Genomic DNA, 18794 nt, shown 5'->3' with positions numbered 1-18794 from the left:
GCAAGGGCGAAGGGCCATCCGGGGCTGGTCGGCCAGCAACCCCGCAGGGTCAACTCCCATCGTAATCCGCACAGGGGATCAAAGGAAAGAGTTAGACCCAGCAAGAGCTGGGTCTAACTGTAATGGGCGTGCCGCGCTGACGATCTTGACAGGCGCCGGCGGCGCGCGTCCTGCATGCCGGCAACCCGTCGGCGCCGGCATCGCGCCGGTGCGCTACAATACGGCGCATGCGAAATCAACCGACATATCTTCCCGAACTCCTCGCTCCTGCGGGCGGGCGGCCGCAGCTTGAGGCCGCCGTGCGCTACGGGGCGGACGCGGTGTACCTGGCGGCCGACCGGTTCGGCATGCGGCAGCGGGCCTCCAACTTCGCGCTGGCGGACATTCCCGACGCCGTCGCGTTCGCGCACGCGGCCGGGGTGCGGGTGTACGCGGCTCTCAACACGCTTATGGACGCCGACGACCTCGCGGCGCTCCCCGCGTATCTGGAGGCGCTCGCCGCCGCAGGCGCCGACGCGTTCATCGTGAGCGACTTGGGCGCGCTCTCGCTCGCACGCCGACACGCGCCCGGCGTGGCGCTGCATGCGAGCACGCAGGCCGGCGTGTGCAACGCCGAAGCGGCGCGCGTGTGGCACGAGCTGGGAGCGAGCCGCGTGGTGTGCGCCCGCGAGATGAGCGTGGCCGATATCGCGCGCCTGCGCGCCGATGCGCCGCGCGAGCTGGAGATCGAGGCGTTCGTGCACGGCGCCATGTGCATGGCCGTGTCGGGCCGCTGCCTTTTGAGCGCGGCCATGGCCGACCGGTCGGGCAACAAGGGGCACTGCGCGCAGCCGTGCCGCTGGAGCTACGCGCTGGTGGAGGAGCAGCGTCCTGGCGAGTTCTACCCGATCGAGGAAGACGTGCGCGGCACGTACGTCATGAACGCCCGGGACCTCAACATGGTGGAGCATCTGGACGACCTGGCCGCCGCCGGCGTGTCCTCGTTCAAGATCGAGGGCCGCAACAAGAAGGCGTTCTACGTGGCCACGGTGGTGCACGCGTACCGCCGTGCGCTCGACGGGGCCGATCCGGCCGAAGCCGCCGCCGAGCTCGAATGCGTGTCGCACCGGCCGTATTCCACCGGCTTCTACTTCGGGCGCGCCGACCAGTCGCCCGAGCGCGACGGCTACACCAGCGCCTGTCTGCATGCGGCCGACGTGCGCGCCTGCGAGCCGGCGGGGGAGGGCGTCTGGCGCGTGGAGGCCGTGTGCCGCAACCGCTTTCGCGAGGGCGACGAGCTGGAGGCGCTCGTGCCCGGCCGGGCGGTCTTGCGCGCGAGGGTGCGCGACCTGGCGTGGCTGCCCGCGCCCGATGCGGACGACCCGCGTCCCGCGCCCGTCCCCGTCGCGGTGGCGAACCGCTCGGCCGAAGCGTACTCGTTCGCCGTCGACGCGCCGCTCGAACCGGGCGACTACCTGCGCATCAGGCGGGACTGACCCGACCTTTCGGGGTTCCTTGCGGGCAACCGATGTTTTTCGTAGGGGCGCTCTCCAGAGCGCCCGCTCGCGCGGAGCGCGAGAACGCGGCTTCCGGTTGCTTTTCCGGCTGCGCCGGAACGGGCGATCAGGAGATCGCCCCTACGGGGTGCCTTTCGTCCAAGCCCCACCCCGGCCCAGATCCGGACCCCGACTCCGATCGGCAAGGTGCTTTTGTCATCGTTGAGCGTCGTGCCCTTTATCTGCGCCGAAGCGATGAGCAGCTGCCACGTGGCCGTAACGGCTTTCCGCTGCGGCGCGCGCTACACTGGGCTGCACCAACACATCGAGGGCGCCCGGCGCCCTTAAGGAAAGCGAGGTGCATCATGCCCAACCATGCCTATCATGCAACGGCCGCTCCGGGCGTCGTGCAGCGCGCCCGCGGCACGAAAGCCGGTCGCAAACTGGAGCGCGGCGGCTACCTGACGGCCGAGACCGTGACCCTGTGGGTCGTCTACGCGCTCATGATCCTGGGCAACGCTGTCGTTGAAGGCGGACAGCTGGGCGGCGTGACGTCGGCCGACATCGCCTACGGCGTGTTCACCTGGTTCACGCCGGCCGGCTACGTGTTCTCCATCTGGTCGGTCATCTACGTGGCGCTCATCTTCTGGCTCGTGGCGTACACGCGCAGCGCGCCGTCGCGCCCGCGTCGCTTTAGCACCGCGTCGGTCCTGTTCATCGCCTCGAGCGCGCTCAACGTGCTGTGGCTGACCCTGTGGCATCTGGATGCGGTGGCGGTGTCGTTCGTCGTCATCCTGGCCGAATGGGCCGTGCTGGCCGCCTTCTATCTGAACGTGCGCCGCACGGCGACCTCGGCTTCGGGTTGGGTTCCCATCTCCCTCTACACGGCGTGGGTCACGGTGGCCGCTCTGGCGAACATGGCCATCCTCATCACGCGCGCGCTCGACGGCGGCATCGCGTTTCTCAACGGGCTGTCGGCGATCGCGCTCACGGCCGGCGTGCTGGCGCTCGGCTACATCATGCGGAAGACGTACGACGACGTGGCGTTTCCGCTCGTGTTCCTGTGGGCGCTTATCGGCGTGGGCGTGCACGTGTCCGAGGCGTCGTGGCTCACGGCGTCGATCGTGTTCATCCTCACCATAATCGGTGCCGTGCTGACGTTCGTGCCTACGGCACGGTTGCGGGCCGCAGTGCGACGGTAGGTTCCATTTGCCTTGGCGACTGGAAGCGGTTTCCAAAAACCCGTGAAAGCTCTGTAGCCTGGGACGGTTGCGCGTCGCGGACACCTTCCGCGACGCGCCTCGGAACGAGTCCGCCCGATGCCTCTGTCGGACTCGTTCGGCACAGTAATGACAGATTCTCTGCAAATTCAAAGCCGAAAACGCCCCTGTGGTCCGGTGCAGCTCGCCTGCACGGCCCGTTTCCCCAGCTCGTGCGATTCGCAAGAGGTTCGAAGGGCTTCGCAGGGCCGTAGGTATGCAGAGAATCGGTGAAAACTGTGCCGAGAAAAGGGGAGGAACGCGACGGCCGCCGCGCTGCGCAAGGCGAAATGTCTTGCCGGCGGTCGAAGGGGAGAGCGGGCGTTTTCGCGTTGGGTGCAAGCGGCGTCAAGGCGCGGGCAACGGAGCGGGCGGAGGCGTTCTTTCGCGTCCGCCTTGCTTCGACGGTGCGCTTCCGTATAATGACCCTCATGAGAAGCGTGTCCTACATATACGAAACCGCCAAGGCGGCGGGCCGCCAGCCGGTGTCCTTCGAGATCTTCCCACCGAAAGGCGACCTCACGCTCGAGGCGGCTCACGAGGTGGCGGCCGAGCTGGCCGACCTCCTGCCCGACTTCGTGAGCGTGACGTACTCGGCCGGCGGCAGCGGCAACAAGCAGGCCACGGCCGAGGTGGCCGCCATGATCCACGACGACTTCGACATCCCCACCGTTGCGCACCTCACGTGCCTGGGCGCCACGGAGGAGTCCATCTCCCACGCCATCGACGACCTGAAGCGCAAGGGCATCGCGAGCGTGCTCGCGCTGCGCGGCGACCGGGTGCCGGGCGCGGCGCCGTCAGAAGGCGAACCGTTCCGTTTCGCGAAGGACCTGGTCATGCGGTTGGCAGACGAGGGGTTCTGCGTCGGCGCGGCGGCGTACCCCGAAGGGCATATCGAATGCACGGACTTCAAGGCGTCCGTCGCGCATCTCAGGCAGAAGCAGGATGCGGGCGCGTGCTTCTTCGTCACGCAGCTCTTCTTCGACAACGCGTACTACTACCGCTTTCGCGACGCGGCCGACGCTGCCGGCATCGACGCGCCCATCGCGTGCGGCGTCATGCCGTTTCTGGGGAAGGCGCAGATACAGCGCATGGTGTTCATGTGCGGGGCCTCGCTGCCGTCGCCCATCATCAAGCTGCTGGCCAAGTACGAGGACGATCCCGCGTCGCTGCGCGCGGCGGGCATCGAGTACGCGTGCTCCCAGCTGGTGGACTTGCAGGAGAGCGGCGCGGACGGGCTGCACGTCTACACGATGAACCAGCCCGATATCGCCCGCGCCTGCACGTCGGCGCTGCGGGCCTCTTGGCGGCAGCCCTCTTCCGGCGGGCCGGGGCGCGCGGCGAGGGGCGAAGCGGGCGCCGAGGCGTCCGGCGGACGCGCCTGATGGACGCGGAGGGGTTGCGCGTCGACCGCGCCGAGGCCCTGCGCTACCTGGGCTACGAGGGGCAGGACATGGACGCCGACCTCGAGCGGCGCTTCGACGAGGCCGTCGCCGCGTGCGAGCGCGACCTGCGAGCGCGCTGCGTCCACGCCGTGTTCCCCGTCGATCCCGTGCGTTCCGATGCCGACCGCGTGACGCTGGCCGGATGCGGGCTCGTGTTGGAGGGTCGCGACATCGCGCGCCATCTGGACGGGGCGTGCGAGGCGGCGCTCATGGCCTGCACGCTGGGCGCCGAGAGCGAGCGCGCGCTGCGCCTGCGCGCGGCGACGAGCCCCACCGACGCCCTGCTGTACGACGCCGCCGCGTCGGCCCTCGTGGAGGCGGCCGCCGACGCCGAGGAGGCGCGCATCGTCTCGGATGCCGCCGCCCGCGGCCTGCGCGCGAACTTCCGCTTCAGCCCCGGTTTCGGCGACTTGCCGCTCGCCGTGCAGCCCGCGTTCCTCGCGGCGCTCGACGCGCCGCGCCGCATCGGGCTTTCCGTCACCTCCGCCAACCTGCTCGTGCCCGCGAAGAGCGTGACGGCCGTCGTGGGCCTGTTCGCGGGCGAGCCGCCTGCCGGCTCGGCGCGCTCGACGTGCGCCTCGTGCGGGTTGGCCGAAAGCTGCCCGCTCAGATCACAGGGAAGGACCTGCCATGGATGAGACTCTCGATTTCGCGAACGACGTTCCTGCGTCCGGGCACGCTGGCGCCGCAGGGGATCCTTCGACTCCGGCGCTGCGCGCCTGCGCTCAGGATGACAAGGAGTTCGCCGCGTCGCGCTCCTGCGCTCAGAACGGCAGCCTGTTCGGCGGAATGCCCGACCCGCTCGCCGGCCTGCGCATCGCCGACGAGCACTTGGAGCGCGTGCTGCGCGGGCGGGACTTCCTCGTGCAGGACGGGGCCATGGGCACGCTGCTGCAGGAGCGGGGCCTCACGGCGCACGGCGAGCTGCCCGACCTGCTGAACTTCAGCGATCCCGACGCCATCGCCGACATCCACGCCGGCTACGTGCGCGCCGGTGCCGAGATGATCACCACGAACACGTTCAGCGCCAACGCGCACAAGCTGGAAGGCCGTGCGACCGTGGCGGACGTGTACCGCGCCGCCGCCGCCAACGCCCGTGCCGCCGGCGCCCGCTACGTGGCGGGCGGCCTGGGGCCCGTCGGGGTGCTGCTGGAGCCGTTGGGCACGCTCTCGTTCGAGGACGCGTACGAGGTGTTCGCCGAGCAGGTGCGGGCGGTGGTCGACGCGGGCTGCGACATCGTGCTCATCGAGACGATGACCGACCTGCGCGAGGCCAAGGCGGCCGTGCTGGCGGCGAAGGACTGCTCCGACCTGCCCATCTTCGCGTCCATGACGTTCGGCGAGGACGGCCGCACGTTTCTCGGCACGTCGCCTGCCGTGGCCGCGGCCACGCTCTCGGCGTTGGGCGCGCACGTGGTGGGCGTGAACTGCTCGCTGGGGCCCGCGGAGCTGGAGCCGGTGGCGCACGAGCTTCTGCGCTTCGCCCGCTGCCCCGTGGTCGTGCGTCCCAACGCCGGCCTGCCGCACATCGTGGACGGCCGCACCCACTACGACGTGGAGCCCGCCGAGTTCGCCGCCGTGATGGCGCGCATCGTGGACGCGGGCGCGAGCGTGGTGGGCGGCTGCTGCGGCACGACGCCGGCGTTCACCCGGGAGCTGGCCGCCCTCGTGGCGGGCCGCGCTCCGGCTCCGCGCGAGCTCCCGCGCGCGTTCGCGGTGACAAGCGCGCAGGAGGCCGTGGTGCTGGAGGCTGGGTCGGCCGACGTGGCGTGCGTGGGCGAGCGCATCAACCCCACGGGCAAGCCGAAGCTGAAGGCGGCGTTGCGCGCGGGCGACTACGACTACCTGGTGGGGGAGGCCGTGGCGCAGCAGGAGGCCGGCGCGCGCGTTCTCGACGTGAACGTGGGGCTGCCGGAGCTGGACGAGCCCGTCGTGCTCGCGGCTGCGGTGGAGCGCCTGCAGGCCACGGTGACGGCGCCCTTGCAGGTCGATTCCAGCGACCCGGCTGCCGTCGAGGCGGCCGTGCGAGGCTACGCCGGCAAGCCGCTCGTGAACTCCGTGAACGGCAAGCGCGAGAACCTGGACGCCGTGCTGCCCATCGTGAAGAGGTACGGCTGCGCGGTAGTGGGCCTGACGCTCGACGAGGGCGGCATCCCGCCCACGGCGGAGGGGCGCCTGGCCGTGGCCGAGCGCATCGTGGCGGCCGCGGAAGCCCGCGGCATCCCGCGCTGCGACGTGGCCATCGACTGCCTGGTCATGGCGGCGGCCACGAACCAGGACGAGGCGCGCGAGATCCTGCGCGCCGTGAGCCTGGTGAAGGAGCGTCTGGGCGTGCGCACGGTGCTGGGCGTGTCGAACGTGAGCTTCGGCCTGCCGCAGCGCGGCCTCATGAACGCGACGTTCCTGGCGGCGGCGCTCGGGGCAGGGCTCGACCTGCCCATCTTGAACCCGCTTTCCGACCGCTACCGCGACACCCTGGCCGCCTGGCAGGTGCTGAACGGCAGCGACCGCGGGGCCGCCGCCTACGTCGAGCGGTACGCGGACGCGCCCGACCCGTACGCGGCGGGTGCCCTTGCCGCCGCTGGGGTTGCGACGGGGCCGCAGGACGCCGCGCCGTCGCCCGCGCCCGCCGCTCCTGCGGACGCCATTCCCATCCCGGCCGCCCTGGCCGACGCCATCGACGAGGTGCGCGCCATGGAGCGGCTCATCCTCACGGGGCGCAAGGGTCCCATGGCCGCCGCGACCGAGCGTTTGCTCGAAGGGCACGACGCGCTCGCCGTCATCGACGGCGTGTTCATCCCCGTGCTCGACGTCGTGGGCGCCCGCTTCGAGCGCGGGGAGTTCTTCCTGCCGCAGCTCATGGCGTCGGCGGAGGCCGTCAAGGCCGGCTTCGACGTGGTGCGTGCGCACGTGGGGGAGGGCGCCGCCGCCGACGACGGCAAGGCCATCGTGCTGGCCACCGTGCAGGGCGACATCCACGACATAGGCAAGAACATCGTGAAGATGCTCCTGGAGAACTACGGCTACCGCGTAGTCGACCTCGGCCGCGACGTGGCGCCCGAGCGGGTGGTGGACGTCGTGCGCGAACAGGGTATCCGCCTGGTGGGGCTCTCGGCGCTCATGACCACCACGGTGAAGGCCATGGAGCGCACCATCGAGCTTCTGCACGAGCAGGCGCCCGGCGTGTCCGTGTTCGTGGGCGGCGCCGTGCTCACGCCCGAGTACGCGGAGCAGATTGGAGCGGACTATTACGGCAAGAACGCCGCCGAGGCCGCGCGCATCGCAGAGCGGTTCTTCGCCGCGCACCCGGCAATCTGAAACCGAATCTGAAACCGGGCGCTTTTGCAGGTGCAACCTGCGGAAGTTCTTGCTATGATGTGTGCCAAGGCTTATTCCCGAGGAAAGGGGTCCGCTATGGGAGTCAAATCGGCGGAGGCGCTCGACGTGTCGTTCGACGAGCTGCCGAACTACCTGCATGCCAATCATTCGGTGTACATGGAAGTCGGCGGCGCAACGTACTACCTTACCGACGTGAACGACCGCTACTGGCGCGCGCAAGACACGGCCCAGTTCAACGACAAGGGCCACTACGTGGACGCAAGCGAGCTGGTGCCCACGTTGAGCGAGTTCATGGGGCTTCCCTTCATGGACGGCAAGTCGATCGAGAACGTGTTCGACGAAGCCGTGTTCTACGCCTCGGAGAAAACCGAATAACGAAAGACGGGACGGCCGCGCGAGCGGCCGTCCTTCGTTTTGCCGATCTGCCAAGCGCGCGCAAAGACCGAACGTCCTTTACGGCGGCCTGCGTCAGCATGGCCGCATTCTGTCATCCTGAGTGGAGCGCGTGGCGCGTAGTCGAGGGATCCCCCGCCGGCGACTAGACCTTTCGCCTGCGACGCTTTTCGTCTTCGTGCCGAAGGTGTTCGTGACGTCTGGACATTGCGCGCAAAACGGAAGCCCAATACGAGATTCAAAATCGACGTTTTCCCAGATAGCATTTATATTCACGGCTTTCCTCCCATCTTCTCTGATAGAATAAATTGATTGAAAAACATAGGTTTACCAAAAGAACGCGGTTCATGGCCGAGTTATGCCGCGGTGGCTTTCGGCCGGCTTTAGCGCAAGGGGAGCGGTGAATGGAAGACGAAACGCCATCAATCAAAGACAGCATTCCTGACGTCGAGACGATCAAGGAATCGGTGCTTTCGGTTTTGTCGAGCGGCCGGCAACGATCGGTAGAGTCGTTGGAGCAGGAAGTGGCCCGGCACCTGTCGCTGTCGTCGAAGCAGAAACGCTATTGCGTGGCGGGAAGCAAAACCACGCTGTTCGCGAACAGGTTCGAAAAGGCCCGTACGGAACTGCACAAGAACAAGCTTATTGAATATCCCCACCATGGCAAGGTTAAGCTTTGTCCTTCGGAGATGGACCGGGCCGATTCATCCGCCAAATCGGTTCGGGACGCGCTGCCGGACGCTATTCGCTCCAAGGAGCCGAATAGCGTCTCAATCGACCCCGACGCCAAGGATCCGAGAGATGTCCCGGAAAACCCCTCGACAAAGGAATCGGAGCGCGCCTCGGGAACTGCCCCCGCGGGTAAGGGCTCTGCGGCTGCTTTCAAAACTGCGGACCGGGACTCGGGCGAAAAAAACGCAAAGCGGAGCACCGTGCCAAGCAGTGCTCGAAAAACCTCGACCGCAGGGAATCCGTCCAAATTGCCGATTCTCTTGGCAGTCGCGGGACTCGTGCTCTGTTTCACCTTCGTGCTCGCCGCACCAGGAATGCTCTGCGGCATTGCTGCTTTGGCTCTGCGCTGGCGCGATTCCAAGGGCACGGCGAAACCCGTTGCTCCCAAGGCAACCGCGATCCTTGGCGGGTGCGCGATCGCGCTCGGTGCGATTATTGCCATTGGGGGCATGTCGGCAGGTGGGGGCCATTCGGCTGGTCAAAATCCGCCTGACGCCAAATCGGGCCAAGCCATCGAGCAGGCGGCTGAGAAGGCGGAAGGCGTTTTAAGCTTCAAGGTTGAGGGCGATGCCGAGGCAACGTTGCCCTCTTCGGTGAAGATCGTCGTCACGGGCAAGCAGGGTGATGGAACGCCGGTGAACGAAACGCGCGAAGCGGCCTTGGGCAAAACGTACGCGCTAGCGTGCCCTTCCGGATCCTACACCTTCACCGTGGCCAGTTCGTCGCTGGTCGTTGGGGACACCTTCTTCAAGGCTTCGAATCCTAGTTATTCCTTCGATGGCAAACGCGACCATACGGTGAGCGTGACGCTCAAGCTCGATGACGAGGCCATGCGGGCCGCTCAGATGGCAAAAGAGGCGGCAGTGCAGAAAAAGGCGGCGGAAGAAGCTGCAGCGGCCAAAGCAGCGGAAGACGAGGCGGCTGCAGCGGCGGCGGCCGAAGCCAACGCGGCGGCCGCAGCCTCTGCGGACGACGACAGCGGCTATACCGTGTACGTAACGAACACCGGCGGCAAGTACCACGCGAACGGATGCCAGTACCTTAAGAAAAGCAAGATTCCCATTTCGATTTCCGACGCTATCGCGCAGGGCTACGAACCTTGCTCGAGATGCAATCCCTGACGCTCGCTTCTTCTCGATCGGCCCCGTCTACCTGAAGAAACGTTGCCTGTTGAGCGGCAAGGGCAGAGCCTTTACGCTACGAAAAAAGGGCCGTGGCGGATCTCCGCCACGGCCCTTTCCCTTCTTTGAGCACGCTTGCTACGCGGGGCGGATCACCAGCTCTTGGATGAGGCTGTCGTCCAGGCTGCACGCGCCGTCGTTGCAGTTCTCGATCTGCGCGAGGGCGTGGATGATGGTGCCGTTGTAATCGGCGTAGAAGTTCACGGTGCGCTCGTTCATCACGCGCGGGTCGCGCATGGCGAAGCCTCCGAACGTGAACTTGTTGTGGAAGAACATCTCTATGGCGTTGCGGCCGAACAGAAACGAGTTCTCGCGCTTCACGACCGACGGGCAGTAATCGAAGAGCCGACACTCCTCGGTGAAGCACGCCGCAAGCGCCTTGTGGTCCTTGCTCTGCATCGCGGTGACGAAATCGTTGATGACCATGGGGCGCCTCCTAGTATACTTTCTCGGAATTGAGCAGGGCGTCGGTGCCGCCGTCCACGAACAGCACCACGCCGTTCAGGCCGCTGGCCTCGGGGGAGGCGACGAACGCCATGGCGTTCGCTATCTCGATGGGATCCATGAGCGGCTCCTCGCCGAAGTGCGTGGGCACGGGGATGGCCTCCATGGCGGCGCGCTGCTCGGGCAGCATGTTGGCCGTCATGGCCGTGCGCACGTTGCCGGGCGCGATGGCGTTCAGGCGCACGCCGCGCGAACCCCAGTCGGGGCTCATGCGCCGCACCCAGCGGGCGAGCGCGTACTTCGTCGACGCGTAGTACACGTGGCCGATGGCGGGGTCAACGTCCTTCACCAGCTCGACGATGCGGTCCTCGTCGGCCTGGTTGTTCAGCATGCCGGCCACGTCCATGCGGGCCGCGCCCTGGGCGATGGAGTTCGACGACGTGACCACGCAGCTGCCGCCCTTCTTCTCCAGCAGGTCGAACACGCCGCGCGCCATCTCGGTGGCGCCGAAGTAGTTGAGCGAGATGATGAGCGAGATGGGCACCTTGCCGCCCGACACGCCCGCGTTGCAGATCATGGCGTCGATGCCCTCGGGGTAGCGCTCGTGCAGCTCGGCGATGGCGCCGGCGCGGCCCTCCTTCGTGGCGAGGTTGGCTTCGATGTCGCCGTCCTTGAGGTCGATGTTGACCACTTCGTGGCCGCGTTCGCGCAGGATCTCGGCCGTCTTCGCTCCGATGCCGCTCGACGCGCCGGTGATGACGTAAATGCCCATGCGTCCTTCCTTCCGTGCGGGGTGCCGGTCCGTTCCCGCAGCCGGCAAACTTATTGATACACGTTACTATTACTGGATAAATCATAGCATGCACGGCCCTCCCTGCGCGTACGGGAAGGTCAGCGGTGGGGGAACCGTCATGCGCGGCGGAACGGTGTCGGCAAGCGGTCGGATCTCCTTTTCGCCCGCCTTGAGGAATCCTTGAGAAACGCCTTCTATCGTGGATGGAGAACAGAAGACGAGCGAAAGGAAAACGCATGAGCCACCTGCTGGAAACGAGGAACCTCGTCAAGCGCTTCGGGCGCGGCGCGAGCGCGCAGGCCGCGGTCGACCGCGTGTCGCTGCACGTGCCCGAGGGCGCGGTGTACGGCCTGCTCGGCCCCAACGGGGCGGGCAAGTCCACCATGCTCAAGATGGTGGCGGGGATGCTGCGCCCGACGGAGGGGGACATCCTGTTCGCGGGCCGCCCGTGGCAACGCGACGATTTGTACCGCATCGGATCGCTTATCGAGAACCCGCCGCTGTATCCCAACCTCACCGCGCGCGAGAACCTGCGCGTGCGCACGACGCTGCTGGGCATCCCCGAGGCGCGCATCGACCAGGTGCTCGAAACGGTCGATCTCGCCTCGACGGGGAAGAAGCGCGCGGGGCAGTTCTCCTTGGGCATGAAACAGCGCCTGGGCATCGCGCTGGCGCTGCTCGACAACCCGCGCTTGCTCATTCTGGACGAGCCGGCCAACGGGCTCGACCCCATCGGCATCGAGGAGCTGCGAGGGCTCATACGCTCGCTGCCCGGCCGGGGCATCACGGTGATCGTGTCGAGCCACATCCTGGCCGAGGTGTCGCACACGGCCGACCACGTGGGCATCATCGTCGAAGGCCGGCTTGCCCACGAGGGTCCGCTCGAGCCCGGCATCGACCTCGAGCGGCTGTTCATGGACGTGTGCCGCAGCGTCGCTCGGGAGCGTCGCGAAACGATGGCGGAAGGGGTGCGGCGATGACGGCGGAACCCGTGCGGGGCGTTGCGGCGCCCGACGCCGGCGAGCGCCGGAAGGCCGGCTTCGCCCCCGCGTTCAAGGCGGAGGTGCTGAAGGGGCGCCATGCCGCACCCCGCAAGATCGCGCTTATCGCCCCGCTGCCGTTCTGCCTCATGGGCATGCTGGCCGGGGGCGTGGGCGGCGGAGGCGCGATCGGCGCGTTCTCCACGTACGGTTGGAACTACTGGTACGCGCTCATGATGCCCATCGCCCTTGCGCTCGCCACCGCGTCCATCGCCAACATCGACGCGCGCCAGAAGCTGCGGCCGGTGCTCGGTTTGCCGCTGCCGCCCGCGAGCACTTGGTGGGCGAAGGTTGCCTACGCGCTCGCCCTCGCGCTCGGCGCGAACCTGGTCGTGCTCGTCGCGAGCGTCGTGACGGGACTGCTGGGCGGCGTAGTGCCCTCGGCCGCGGCGGGGCTGGGCGCATCGGTGCTTCTCGTGGCGGGCAGCGCCTGGATGGTTCCGGCGGGCCTCGCCCTCACCGTCCGGTTCGGCACGCTGGCGGGCATCGCGGTGCCCGCCGTGATCCAGCTGGGGATGGGCATCGCCCTGTGGACGAGCCCGGTATGGTTTCTCTTTCCGCCGGCGGCAACGCTCTGCGCGGTGTCGCCGCTGGTGGGCGTGGCGCCCTCGGGCGTTCCGCTCGAGGCGGGGGACCCGCTGGGGACGTTCGGTTGGGAAGCCGTTCTGGGGCTCGCCGTCGCGGTCGCGTTGTTCGCCGTGCTCGCGACGCTCGGTGCGAAGTGGTACTCGAAGAGGGAGGCGCGGTGATGGCGAGGATGACGTTCGCGCGGGCGCTGCGCTCGGAGGCCGTGCGCATGCGCCGCTCGCCCCTCGTTCCGATGCATCTGGCGTTGGCGATCGCTCTGGGCGGGTGCGCGGGGCTGTACTTCTCGAACGCGGCGTGGGACAGCCTCTTGGGCGCCGACGCGTTCTTCCAGCTGCTCGGAGCGGGCGCGCCGCTGGTCGTGGGGATATCCTGCGGTCTCGCGGTGGACGTCGAGCGCGATGCGGGCGACGGGGCCAACCTGCTGGGGGTCCCCTCGCGCCGCGTGGCGCTGGCGGCCAAGGGCACGGTGCTGCTGGCGCTGGGGTTCGCGGCGGCTCTTGTCGCGACGCTGCTGTTCTTCGCCCTGCTCGCTGCGGCGGGGCGGGACGTTCCGCCTCTCGCCGCCTGCATCGCGGCGGCGGCGGGCATCGCGGCGGGCAGCGCGCTTCTGTACGCGGTCTCGCTCTGGATCGCGATGCGGTTCGGCCGCAACGCCTCCATCGGCGTGGGCGCGCTCGGGTTGGTGGTGGCGCTGGCCTCGATGGGAGGGTTGGCGAACGGGTTGGTCACCGGATCGCTGAGCGGAGCCTTCGGCCTCGAGGCGGCCATGTTCGTTCCCTTCGCGTGGCCGTCGCGCCTCGCGTCGCTGGCGGTGGAGGCGGCCGTCGCCGTGCCGCTCGGGTTCGGTCCGCAGGCGGTCGAGGCGCTCGCGGCGGCGCTCGCGCGCATCGGGGCCGCGTGCGCCGTCGGGACGACCGCGCTGGTTGCGGTGCTGCTGGCGCGCGCGAACCGCTTCGAGGACAAGCGCCGCGGAGGCGAATGACAGGCGAAAGGTACAATGGGGGACGTGCGAGCGAAGCGGCTCGCCCGACGTTTCCGATTCGATGCGGAAGGGAAGAATGCCATGGCGCGTCTTTTACTGGTTGACGACGAGAGGGCCATCGTGGACACGCTCGCTCGCGTGCTCGAGCGCGACGGCCACACGGTCACGGGCGTGACCGACGCGGCGCGCGTCCTCGACTTGGACCTCTCCCGCTTCGACCTGATGATAACCGACGTGATGATGCCCGGGCTTGACGGGTTCGAGCTCGTGCGGCGCATCCGCGGGCGGGTCGATTGCCCCATCCTGTTCCTCACGGCCAAAACCGAGGAGGGCGACGCCGTGGAGGGCTTGGGCATGGGTGCCGACGACTACCTTCGCAAGCCCTGCGGCGCGGCGGAGCTGCGTGCGAAGGTGGCGGCCCACCTGCGGCGCGAGAAGCGCGAACGCCACAGTTCGCTGGAGTTCGGGCGGGCGCGCATCGATTTGACGGCCATGCAGGTCGAGGTGGACGGCGCGCCCGTGCGTCTCACGCCCACCGAGTACGCCCTCTGCGAGCATCTGGCGCGCCGTCGCGGTCAGGTGTTCTCCAAGGAGGCGCTGCTGGAGGAGGTGTCGGGCTGGGATTCCACGGCCAGCGCGGAAACCATCACCGCGCACGTGAGCAGCATCCGCTCGAAGTTCAAGGTGCACGGGGTCAACCCCATCGACACCGTGTGGGGCGTGGGGTACAAATGGAGACTCTAAGCAACGTGCGCGCGGACTTTTCGGGCGGCGCGCCGCGCAAGGGCGGCATGCTGCTGGCCCTTGTTATCGCGCGCTACTTCGTTTACGTGCTGGCCGCCATCGTGCTGCTGTCCATGGCGGTGTTCGCGGGGTTCATGGTGCTGGTGCAGTCCGGCGTCGTCTACGCGGCCAACCACGCCGAAGAGCATCTGCCGGAAGTGACGGCAGAGCTTGCCGCCGGGGACATCCAGCCGCAGGATCTGCCCTCGAGCTATCGCTGGATCGTGCTCGACGAAGCGGGCGCGGTCGTGTCGTCGGACATGGACGAGCAGGGCCGGGAGAAGGCGCGCGCGGCGGCGCTCGAAGGGGTGTCGGTCGTGCGCTACGACGGGTTGGGCGGCGCCGTCGTTCAGGATACGGTCGCGCTGCCCGGAGGCGGCACGTGCGCGCTGCAGTACGACTACCTGCCCGACTTCGCGTCGCGCGACGCGCGCGACGCGCTTCCCAACCCTCAGACGCTGATGGGCGCGTTGCTGATCGTGCTGTTGGTTGCCGCCATCGCGCTTATCGCCGTGCGGGCCTCGCACGTGATCGCGCGCAAGATGCGGCCGTTGGCGGACGCCGCCGCCCATATCGAGCGGCAAGACCTGGACTTCGCAGTGGGTTCCACGAACGTTCGCGAGATGAACGAGGTGCTGGCGGCCATGGAGCGCATGCGCGGGGCGCTGGACGAGTCGCTGCATGCTCGCTGGGCCGCCGACGAGGCGCGGCGGCGGCAGGTTACGGCGCTCGCGCACGATCTGAAAACGCCCCTGGCCGTTGCGCGCTGGAACGCCGATTTGCTGGCCGAAACCCCGCTTGACGAGGAGCAGGCGACGTGCGCGGCGGAGCTGTCCGACAGCATTGGGCGCATGGACGGCTACGTGCGGCTTTTGGTGGAGGCTTCCCAGACGGGCGCGGCGGGCGTGCGGCTCGGCGACGTGGACATTGCGGATCTGGCTGCGGAGGTTGAGCGGCAGGCGCGCCAGCTGTGCGACGCGCACGGGCTGACGCTCGACTTCTCGTGCGCGCTCGGCGGGACGCTGCGGGTCGATCGCGCGCAGCTGGCGCGCGCGGCGGCGAACCTCGTGGACAACGCCGCCGAGCACGCCCCCGCAGGGTCGCGGGTGGCCGTGAGCTTCTCGGAGGCCGGCGGCGCGGTGCGCATCGCGGTGGAGGACGAGGGGCCCGGCTTCTCGGCGGGCGCACTCGAGCACGGCAAGGAGCGCTTCTACACCGGCTCGCCCGACCGCAACGCGGCGAGCGGCCATTTCGGGCTGGGCCTCTCCATCGTGGACGACGTGGCCGCCGCGCACGACGGGACCTTCGAGCTGTCGAACGGGGAGACGGGCGGCGCGCGCTGCGTTATCGAAGTGCCTCGCGGCTGATCGGCTGCTCGCAAGAGGCTCGGGAGGCGCGCGGGCCGCGCGAGGCGAGGCGATACGCCGCCGGAACGCGCTCGAGCAGCGCGGCGGCCACCGTGCCCGTGAGGAATCCGGTGACGAGGCCCGCCACGAGCAGCACCGGCAGGTACAGGGCTATCTGGGGCGTGGCGGTCAGGGCCACGGCCACGCCCACCTGGCCGACGTTGTGGGCGACGGCGGCCGCCATGGAGCAGAGCCGCACCCGGTCGGGCGAGGCGAGGCGGACGAACGCGACGGTGACGATCAGCGCGAGCCCGCCTCCCACCAGGCTGAACGGCAGCGTGGAAAGCTGGCCGGTGAGGAACGCCGCCAAGACGACGCGCACGAGGAAGACCACGGCGGCGCAGGCGGGTCCCAGCCAGTACGCCGCAACCACCGTCACCACGTTGGCGATGCCCAGCTTCATGCCGGGCACCGGCATGGGCAGCGGCAGCAGCGATTCGAGGGCCGCGAGCGCGAGCGCCAACGCGGCCAAGAGCGCGCAGCGGCACACGCGCACGGTGGAGCCGCCCGCACCGCTACCGCGCGAGGGCGTCGATGCCATCGGCACCGCCCCCTTCGCGCTCGACGACGATGGTGATCCCGTGGGGCACGCAGGCGATGGGTTTGCCAGGGGCGTCGATCCAGCCCGCGTTCACGCACACCTTGTCGGGACAGTCGGCCTCGACCACGCGGATGCGCCCCGGTTCGACCGCCACCACGTTCGCACCGCTCTCGTCCTCGAACCGCAGCGTGTACGGCTCGCTTACCTCGGCGAGGTCGATGGTTTCCAGGACGATGCCGTTGCGGGCGACGGTCGCCACGGCGTGCGCGTCGTCCTGCGCGGCTCCCGCCGCCTGCGCGCAGGCGAACAGCACGAGGGCCGTCGCGGCCACGGCGAGCGCGAACAGGATCTCGACCCGCCGTGCGCGCGCCTTGCCCGCGGCTCCCGTCGCTTGCGGGCTCATCGCCGCACCTCCGTCACCCGGTCGGCGAAGTCCGCGCTCGGCGAGAACGCGGAGGCGAGCCCTTCCGTCACGAACGCGTTGCCGCCGTCGTCCACGAACACCGCCTCGAACGCGTTGCCTTCGTCCTCGGCGCCCGCGCGCCAAACGTCGAGCGCGCGGTCGAGGCCCATCACGAAGAGCGCCGTCGAAAGCGCGTCGCAGCGGGCGCCGCACGTGTCCACCACCGTCACGGAGGCGAGGCCGGATTCGGCGGGATAGCCGGTGGCAGGGTCTATCAGGTGGTGGCGCCTCGCTCCGTCGCCGTCGACGAAGAAGCGCTGGTAGGTGCCCGAGGTCGATGCCGTGGCGTCGACCAGCTCGAGCGTGCCCGTCAACCGGTCGGGGGCCGCGGGATCCGCCACGCCCACTCTCCAAGGCGAGCCGTCCGGCTTCGCTCCCAATGCCGTCACGTTGCCGCCCAGATCGAGCAACGCCGACGTCACGCCGCGTTCGGCCAGGAGCGCCCGCAGCTCGTCGGCTGCGAAGCCTTTGGCCACGCCGCCCACGTCCACCTGGGCGCCGTTCTCGAGGACGACGGTGCCCGCGGACGCGTCCACGTGCAGGCGCTCGAAGCCGACGCGGGGCAGCAGCGCCGCCAGCTCGTCGTCGGACGGCACGCGGTGGTTGCCGTCGGTGAAGCCCCAGGCGCTCGTCAGAGGGAAGATCGTGGGATCGAACGCGCCGTCCGTCTCCTGCGCCACGAAGCGCGCCGTTTCGAAAAGGGGCAGCAGGTCGTCCGTCACGAGGGTCGCGGTGCCGCTCGCGTCGTTCAAAAGGGCGATCTGGCTTGAGTCGCCGGTGGGCGACAGCAGCCTGTCGAGCTCTTCCACACGGTCTTCGCACGCCTTGGCCGCGTCGTCTGCCGCCTGCTGGCTGGAAGCGTGGACGGTCAGGGTCATGCCGGTGGCCATGGACGTGAACGAGCGGGTCGCCGTTGCGGAAGCCGAAGCGCCCTCGCCGCCGGCTCCGTCCGCGCATCCGGCGCACGCGAGAACGAGCAGGGCCAACGAGCAGGCGAGCACGGTCTCGGCCGCTCGCCGTGGGCGGCTTTTCGCGGTCGGAGATCCTTCGACTCCGGCCTTCGACCTCCGCTCAGGAAAACGGAAGGCCCCCCTCTGTCGCCCGCGTGCGATCATCTGAACACCAGCTGACTGATAGCTCCCGTCGGGCACGCCTCGGCGCAGGCGCCGCAGCCGGTGCATTTCGCCGGGTCCACGCGCGCGCACCCGTTCTCCACGGCAACAGCTTCGAACGCGCAGGTCTTCACGCACTTCATGCAACCGATGCAGCCGGCGCCGCACACCTCGCGCGTGCGCCTGCCGGCCATGGTGTTCCGGCACGTGACCACGGCCGTGGCCGGCGCCTCGTTCTGGCTCACCAGCTTGATGATGTGGCGCGGGCATATCTCGGCGCAGGCGCCGCAGCCCGTGCAGGCGGCCGTGTCGATGCGCGCCACGCCGTTCTCCACGCGGATGGCGTCGAACGCGCACGCCTCGGCGCAGTCGCCGAAGCCCAGGCAGCCGAACGGGCACGACAGGCTCGTGAAGAACAGCGTGTTGAACACGCGGCAGCTGGGCACGCCCTGGAACTCCAGGTGCGGGTCGAGGTGGTCGTCGGTGCCCTTGCATGCCACGAAGGCCTCGCGCTGCACGACGCCCGTGGGCTCGACGCCCAGAAACGCCGCCAGCTCCTCGGCCACGCGCACGCCTCCGGCCGTGCAGGCGTTGGGCGGCGTGCCGTCGAGCAGGGCCTTGGCGTACTGCTCGCAGCCGGCGAACCCGCACGAGCCGCAGTTGACGCCGGGCAGGATGCTCACCAGGTACGCGAGCCGCTCGTCCTCGCCGATGGCGAGCTTCTTCGAGACGATCGACAGCAGCACCGAGCCCACGAGGCCCACGGCCGCCATGAGCAGGACGGTCCAGACGATGGTGTCCATGATCCAGCGCCCCCT

Annotated in this window: 18 protein-coding genes; 12 read left to right on the top strand and 6 right to left on the bottom strand. The window is 68.9% G+C overall.

What is annotated here, in order from left to right; translation table 11 throughout:
• The first annotated feature begins 227 nt into the window (after nt 1–227).
• The 7 genes from C1878_RS04245 to C1878_RS04215 all read left to right on the top strand — a co-directional run bounded on the left by C1878_RS04245 (nt 228) and on the right by C1878_RS04215 (nt 9764).
• Complete coding sequence (locus tag C1878_RS04245; RefSeq protein ID WP_114600446.1) at nt 228–1475, top strand: U32 family peptidase; 1248 nt, start codon at nt 228–230, stop codon at nt 1473–1475.
• A gap of 365 nt (nt 1476–1840) precedes the next feature.
• Nucleotides 1841–2677 carry a tryptophan-rich sensory protein gene (locus tag C1878_RS04240; protein ID WP_114600445.1) on the top strand — a complete coding sequence of 279 codons (837 nt, stop codon included), beginning with the start codon at nt 1841–1843 and terminating at the stop codon, nt 2675–2677.
• 488 nt (nt 2678–3165) lie between these two features.
• Complete coding sequence (locus C1878_RS04235) at nt 3166–4119, top strand: methylenetetrahydrofolate reductase (RefSeq protein WP_114600467.1); 954 nt, start codon at nt 3166–3168, stop codon at nt 4117–4119.
• Nucleotides 4119–4817: a vitamin B12 dependent methionine synthase gene (locus tag C1878_RS04230; RefSeq protein ID WP_114600444.1), complete on the top strand. Its 699-nt coding sequence runs from the start codon at nt 4119–4121 to the stop codon at nt 4815–4817. The genes C1878_RS04235 and C1878_RS04230 overlap by 1 nt, the downstream gene beginning before the upstream one ends.
• Nucleotides 4810–7497, top strand: a complete 2688-nt coding sequence (locus C1878_RS04225) for a homocysteine S-methyltransferase family protein (RefSeq protein WP_241963595.1) — start codon at nt 4810–4812, stop codon at nt 7495–7497. The genes C1878_RS04230 and C1878_RS04225 overlap by 8 nt, the downstream gene beginning before the upstream one ends.
• 96 nt (nt 7498–7593) lie before the next feature.
• Entirely contained in the window at nt 7594–7893 is a 300-nt protein-coding gene (locus C1878_RS04220; protein WP_114600443.1) for a CDP-alcohol phosphatidyltransferase, read from the top strand.
• Between the two features lie 422 nt (nt 7894–8315).
• Nucleotides 8316–9764, top strand: a complete 1449-nt coding sequence (locus tag C1878_RS04215) for a winged helix-turn-helix domain-containing protein (protein ID WP_114600442.1) — start codon at nt 8316–8318, stop codon at nt 9762–9764.
• 138 nt (nt 9765–9902) lie between these two features.
• Here C1878_RS04215 and C1878_RS04210 read toward each other — a convergent pair whose 3' ends face one another.
• Both C1878_RS04210 and C1878_RS04205 read right to left on the bottom strand, forming a co-directional pair.
• Entirely contained in the window at nt 9903–10250 is a 348-nt protein-coding gene (locus C1878_RS04210) for a hypothetical protein (protein ID WP_114600441.1), read from the bottom strand.
• Nucleotides 10251–10260: 10 nt separating this feature from the next.
• Nucleotides 10261–11040 (bottom strand): SDR family oxidoreductase, encoded by a 780-nt coding sequence (locus tag C1878_RS04205; RefSeq protein WP_114600440.1) that lies wholly within the window; start codon nt 11038–11040, stop codon nt 10261–10263.
• A gap of 257 nt (nt 11041–11297) precedes the next feature.
• Between C1878_RS04205 and C1878_RS04200 the strand changes: the two genes are divergently transcribed.
• The 5 genes from C1878_RS04200 (at nt 11298) to C1878_RS04180 (ending at nt 15821) form a co-directional block, all read left to right on the top strand.
• Nucleotides 11298–12041, top strand: coding sequence for a lantibiotic protection ABC transporter ATP-binding protein (locus tag C1878_RS04200; protein WP_114600439.1), 744 nt, complete (start codon nt 11298–11300; stop codon nt 12039–12041).
• Nucleotides 12038–12850: a hypothetical protein gene (locus C1878_RS04195; RefSeq protein WP_241963594.1), complete on the top strand. Its 813-nt coding sequence runs from the start codon at nt 12038–12040 to the stop codon at nt 12848–12850. The genes C1878_RS04200 and C1878_RS04195 overlap by 4 nt, the downstream gene beginning before the upstream one ends.
• Nucleotides 12850–13671, top strand: coding sequence for an ABC transporter permease (locus C1878_RS04190; RefSeq protein WP_114600438.1), 822 nt, complete (start codon nt 12850–12852; stop codon nt 13669–13671). Before C1878_RS04195 ends, C1878_RS04190 begins: the two co-directional genes overlap by 1 nt.
• A gap of 81 nt (nt 13672–13752) precedes the next feature.
• Nucleotides 13753–14415, top strand: coding sequence for a response regulator transcription factor (locus C1878_RS04185; protein ID WP_114600437.1), 663 nt, complete (start codon nt 13753–13755; stop codon nt 14413–14415).
• A complete protein-coding gene (locus tag C1878_RS04180) occupies nt 14403–15821 on the top strand; it encodes a HAMP domain-containing sensor histidine kinase (RefSeq protein WP_114600436.1) in 1419 nt (472 codons plus the stop codon). The genes C1878_RS04185 and C1878_RS04180 overlap by 13 nt, the downstream gene beginning before the upstream one ends.
• On the opposite strand, the gene C1878_RS04175 is transcribed toward C1878_RS04180, so the two are convergent.
• The 4 genes from C1878_RS04175 to C1878_RS04160 all read right to left on the bottom strand — a co-directional run bounded on the left by C1878_RS04175 (nt 15799) and on the right by C1878_RS04160 (nt 18779).
• Entirely contained in the window at nt 15799–16401 is a 603-nt protein-coding gene (locus C1878_RS04175) for a Gx transporter family protein (RefSeq protein ID WP_114600435.1), read from the bottom strand. The genes C1878_RS04180 and C1878_RS04175 overlap by 23 nt on opposite strands.
• Nucleotides 16376–16804: a NusG domain II-containing protein gene (locus C1878_RS04170; protein WP_114600434.1), complete on the bottom strand. Its 429-nt coding sequence runs from the start codon at nt 16802–16804 to the stop codon at nt 16376–16378. The genes C1878_RS04175 and C1878_RS04170 overlap by 26 nt, the downstream gene beginning before the upstream one ends.
• Nucleotides 16801–17865 (bottom strand): FAD:protein FMN transferase, encoded by a 1065-nt coding sequence (locus C1878_RS04165; protein WP_241963593.1) that lies wholly within the window; start codon nt 17863–17865, stop codon nt 16801–16803. Before C1878_RS04165 ends, C1878_RS04170 begins: the two co-directional genes overlap by 4 nt.
• Nucleotides 17866–17975: 110 nt before the next feature.
• Nucleotides 17976–18779, bottom strand: coding sequence for an RnfABCDGE type electron transport complex subunit B (locus tag C1878_RS04160; protein ID WP_114600432.1), 804 nt, complete (start codon nt 18777–18779; stop codon nt 17976–17978).
• Nucleotides 18780–18794 lie beyond the last annotated feature (15 nt).

It is taken from the genome of Gordonibacter sp. 28C (assembly GCF_003339845.1).
GTDB lineage: Bacteria > Actinomycetota > Coriobacteriia > Coriobacteriales > Eggerthellaceae > Gordonibacter.
The sequence above is the reverse complement of the archived record's forward strand: the minus strand, read 5'-3'. Positions and strand labels throughout refer to the sequence as shown.

Bases quoted from the DNA above. Each gene is read 5' to 3' on its own strand.
- C1878_RS04205 (WP_114600440.1), bottom strand. From the start codon at position 11,040: ATGGGCATTTACGTCATCACCGGCGCGTCGAGCGGCATCGGAGCGAAG.
- C1878_RS04240 (WP_114600445.1), top strand. From the start codon at position 1,841: ATGCCCAACCATGCCTATCATGCAACGGCCGCTCCGGGCGTCGTGCAG.
- C1878_RS04180 (WP_114600436.1), top strand. From the start codon at position 14,403: ATGGAGACTCTAAGCAACGTGCGCGCGGACTTTTCGGGCGGCGCGCCG.
- C1878_RS04220 (WP_114600443.1), top strand. From the start codon at position 7,594: ATGGGAGTCAAATCGGCGGAGGCGCTCGACGTGTCGTTCGACGAGCTG.
- C1878_RS04215 (WP_114600442.1), top strand. From the start codon at position 8,316: ATGGAAGACGAAACGCCATCAATCAAAGACAGCATTCCTGACGTCGAG.
- C1878_RS04175 (WP_114600435.1), bottom strand. From the start codon at position 16,401: ATGGCATCGACGCCCTCGCGCGGTAGCGGTGCGGGCGGCTCCACCGTG.
- C1878_RS04245 (WP_114600446.1), top strand. From the start codon at position 228: ATGCGAAATCAACCGACATATCTTCCCGAACTCCTCGCTCCTGCGGGC.
- C1878_RS04200 (WP_114600439.1), top strand. From the start codon at position 11,298: ATGAGCCACCTGCTGGAAACGAGGAACCTCGTCAAGCGCTTCGGGCGC.
- C1878_RS04185 (WP_114600437.1), top strand. From the start codon at position 13,753: ATGGCGCGTCTTTTACTGGTTGACGACGAGAGGGCCATCGTGGACACG.
- C1878_RS04190 (WP_114600438.1), top strand. From the start codon at position 12,850: ATGGCGAGGATGACGTTCGCGCGGGCGCTGCGCTCGGAGGCCGTGCGC.
- C1878_RS04195 (WP_241963594.1), top strand. From the start codon at position 12,038: ATGACGGCGGAACCCGTGCGGGGCGTTGCGGCGCCCGACGCCGGCGAG.
- C1878_RS04230 (WP_114600444.1), top strand. From the start codon at position 4,119: ATGGACGCGGAGGGGTTGCGCGTCGACCGCGCCGAGGCCCTGCGCTAC.
- C1878_RS04210 (WP_114600441.1), bottom strand. From the start codon at position 10,250: ATGGTCATCAACGATTTCGTCACCGCGATGCAGAGCAAGGACCACAAG.
- C1878_RS04225 (WP_241963595.1), top strand. From the start codon at position 4,810: ATGGATGAGACTCTCGATTTCGCGAACGACGTTCCTGCGTCCGGGCAC.
- C1878_RS04160 (WP_114600432.1), bottom strand. From the start codon at position 18,779: ATGGACACCATCGTCTGGACCGTCCTGCTCATGGCGGCCGTGGGCCTC.
- C1878_RS04235 (WP_114600467.1), top strand. From the start codon at position 3,166: ATGAGAAGCGTGTCCTACATATACGAAACCGCCAAGGCGGCGGGCCGC.
- C1878_RS04170 (WP_114600434.1), bottom strand. From the start codon at position 16,804: ATGAGCCCGCAAGCGACGGGAGCCGCGGGCAAGGCGCGCGCACGGCGG.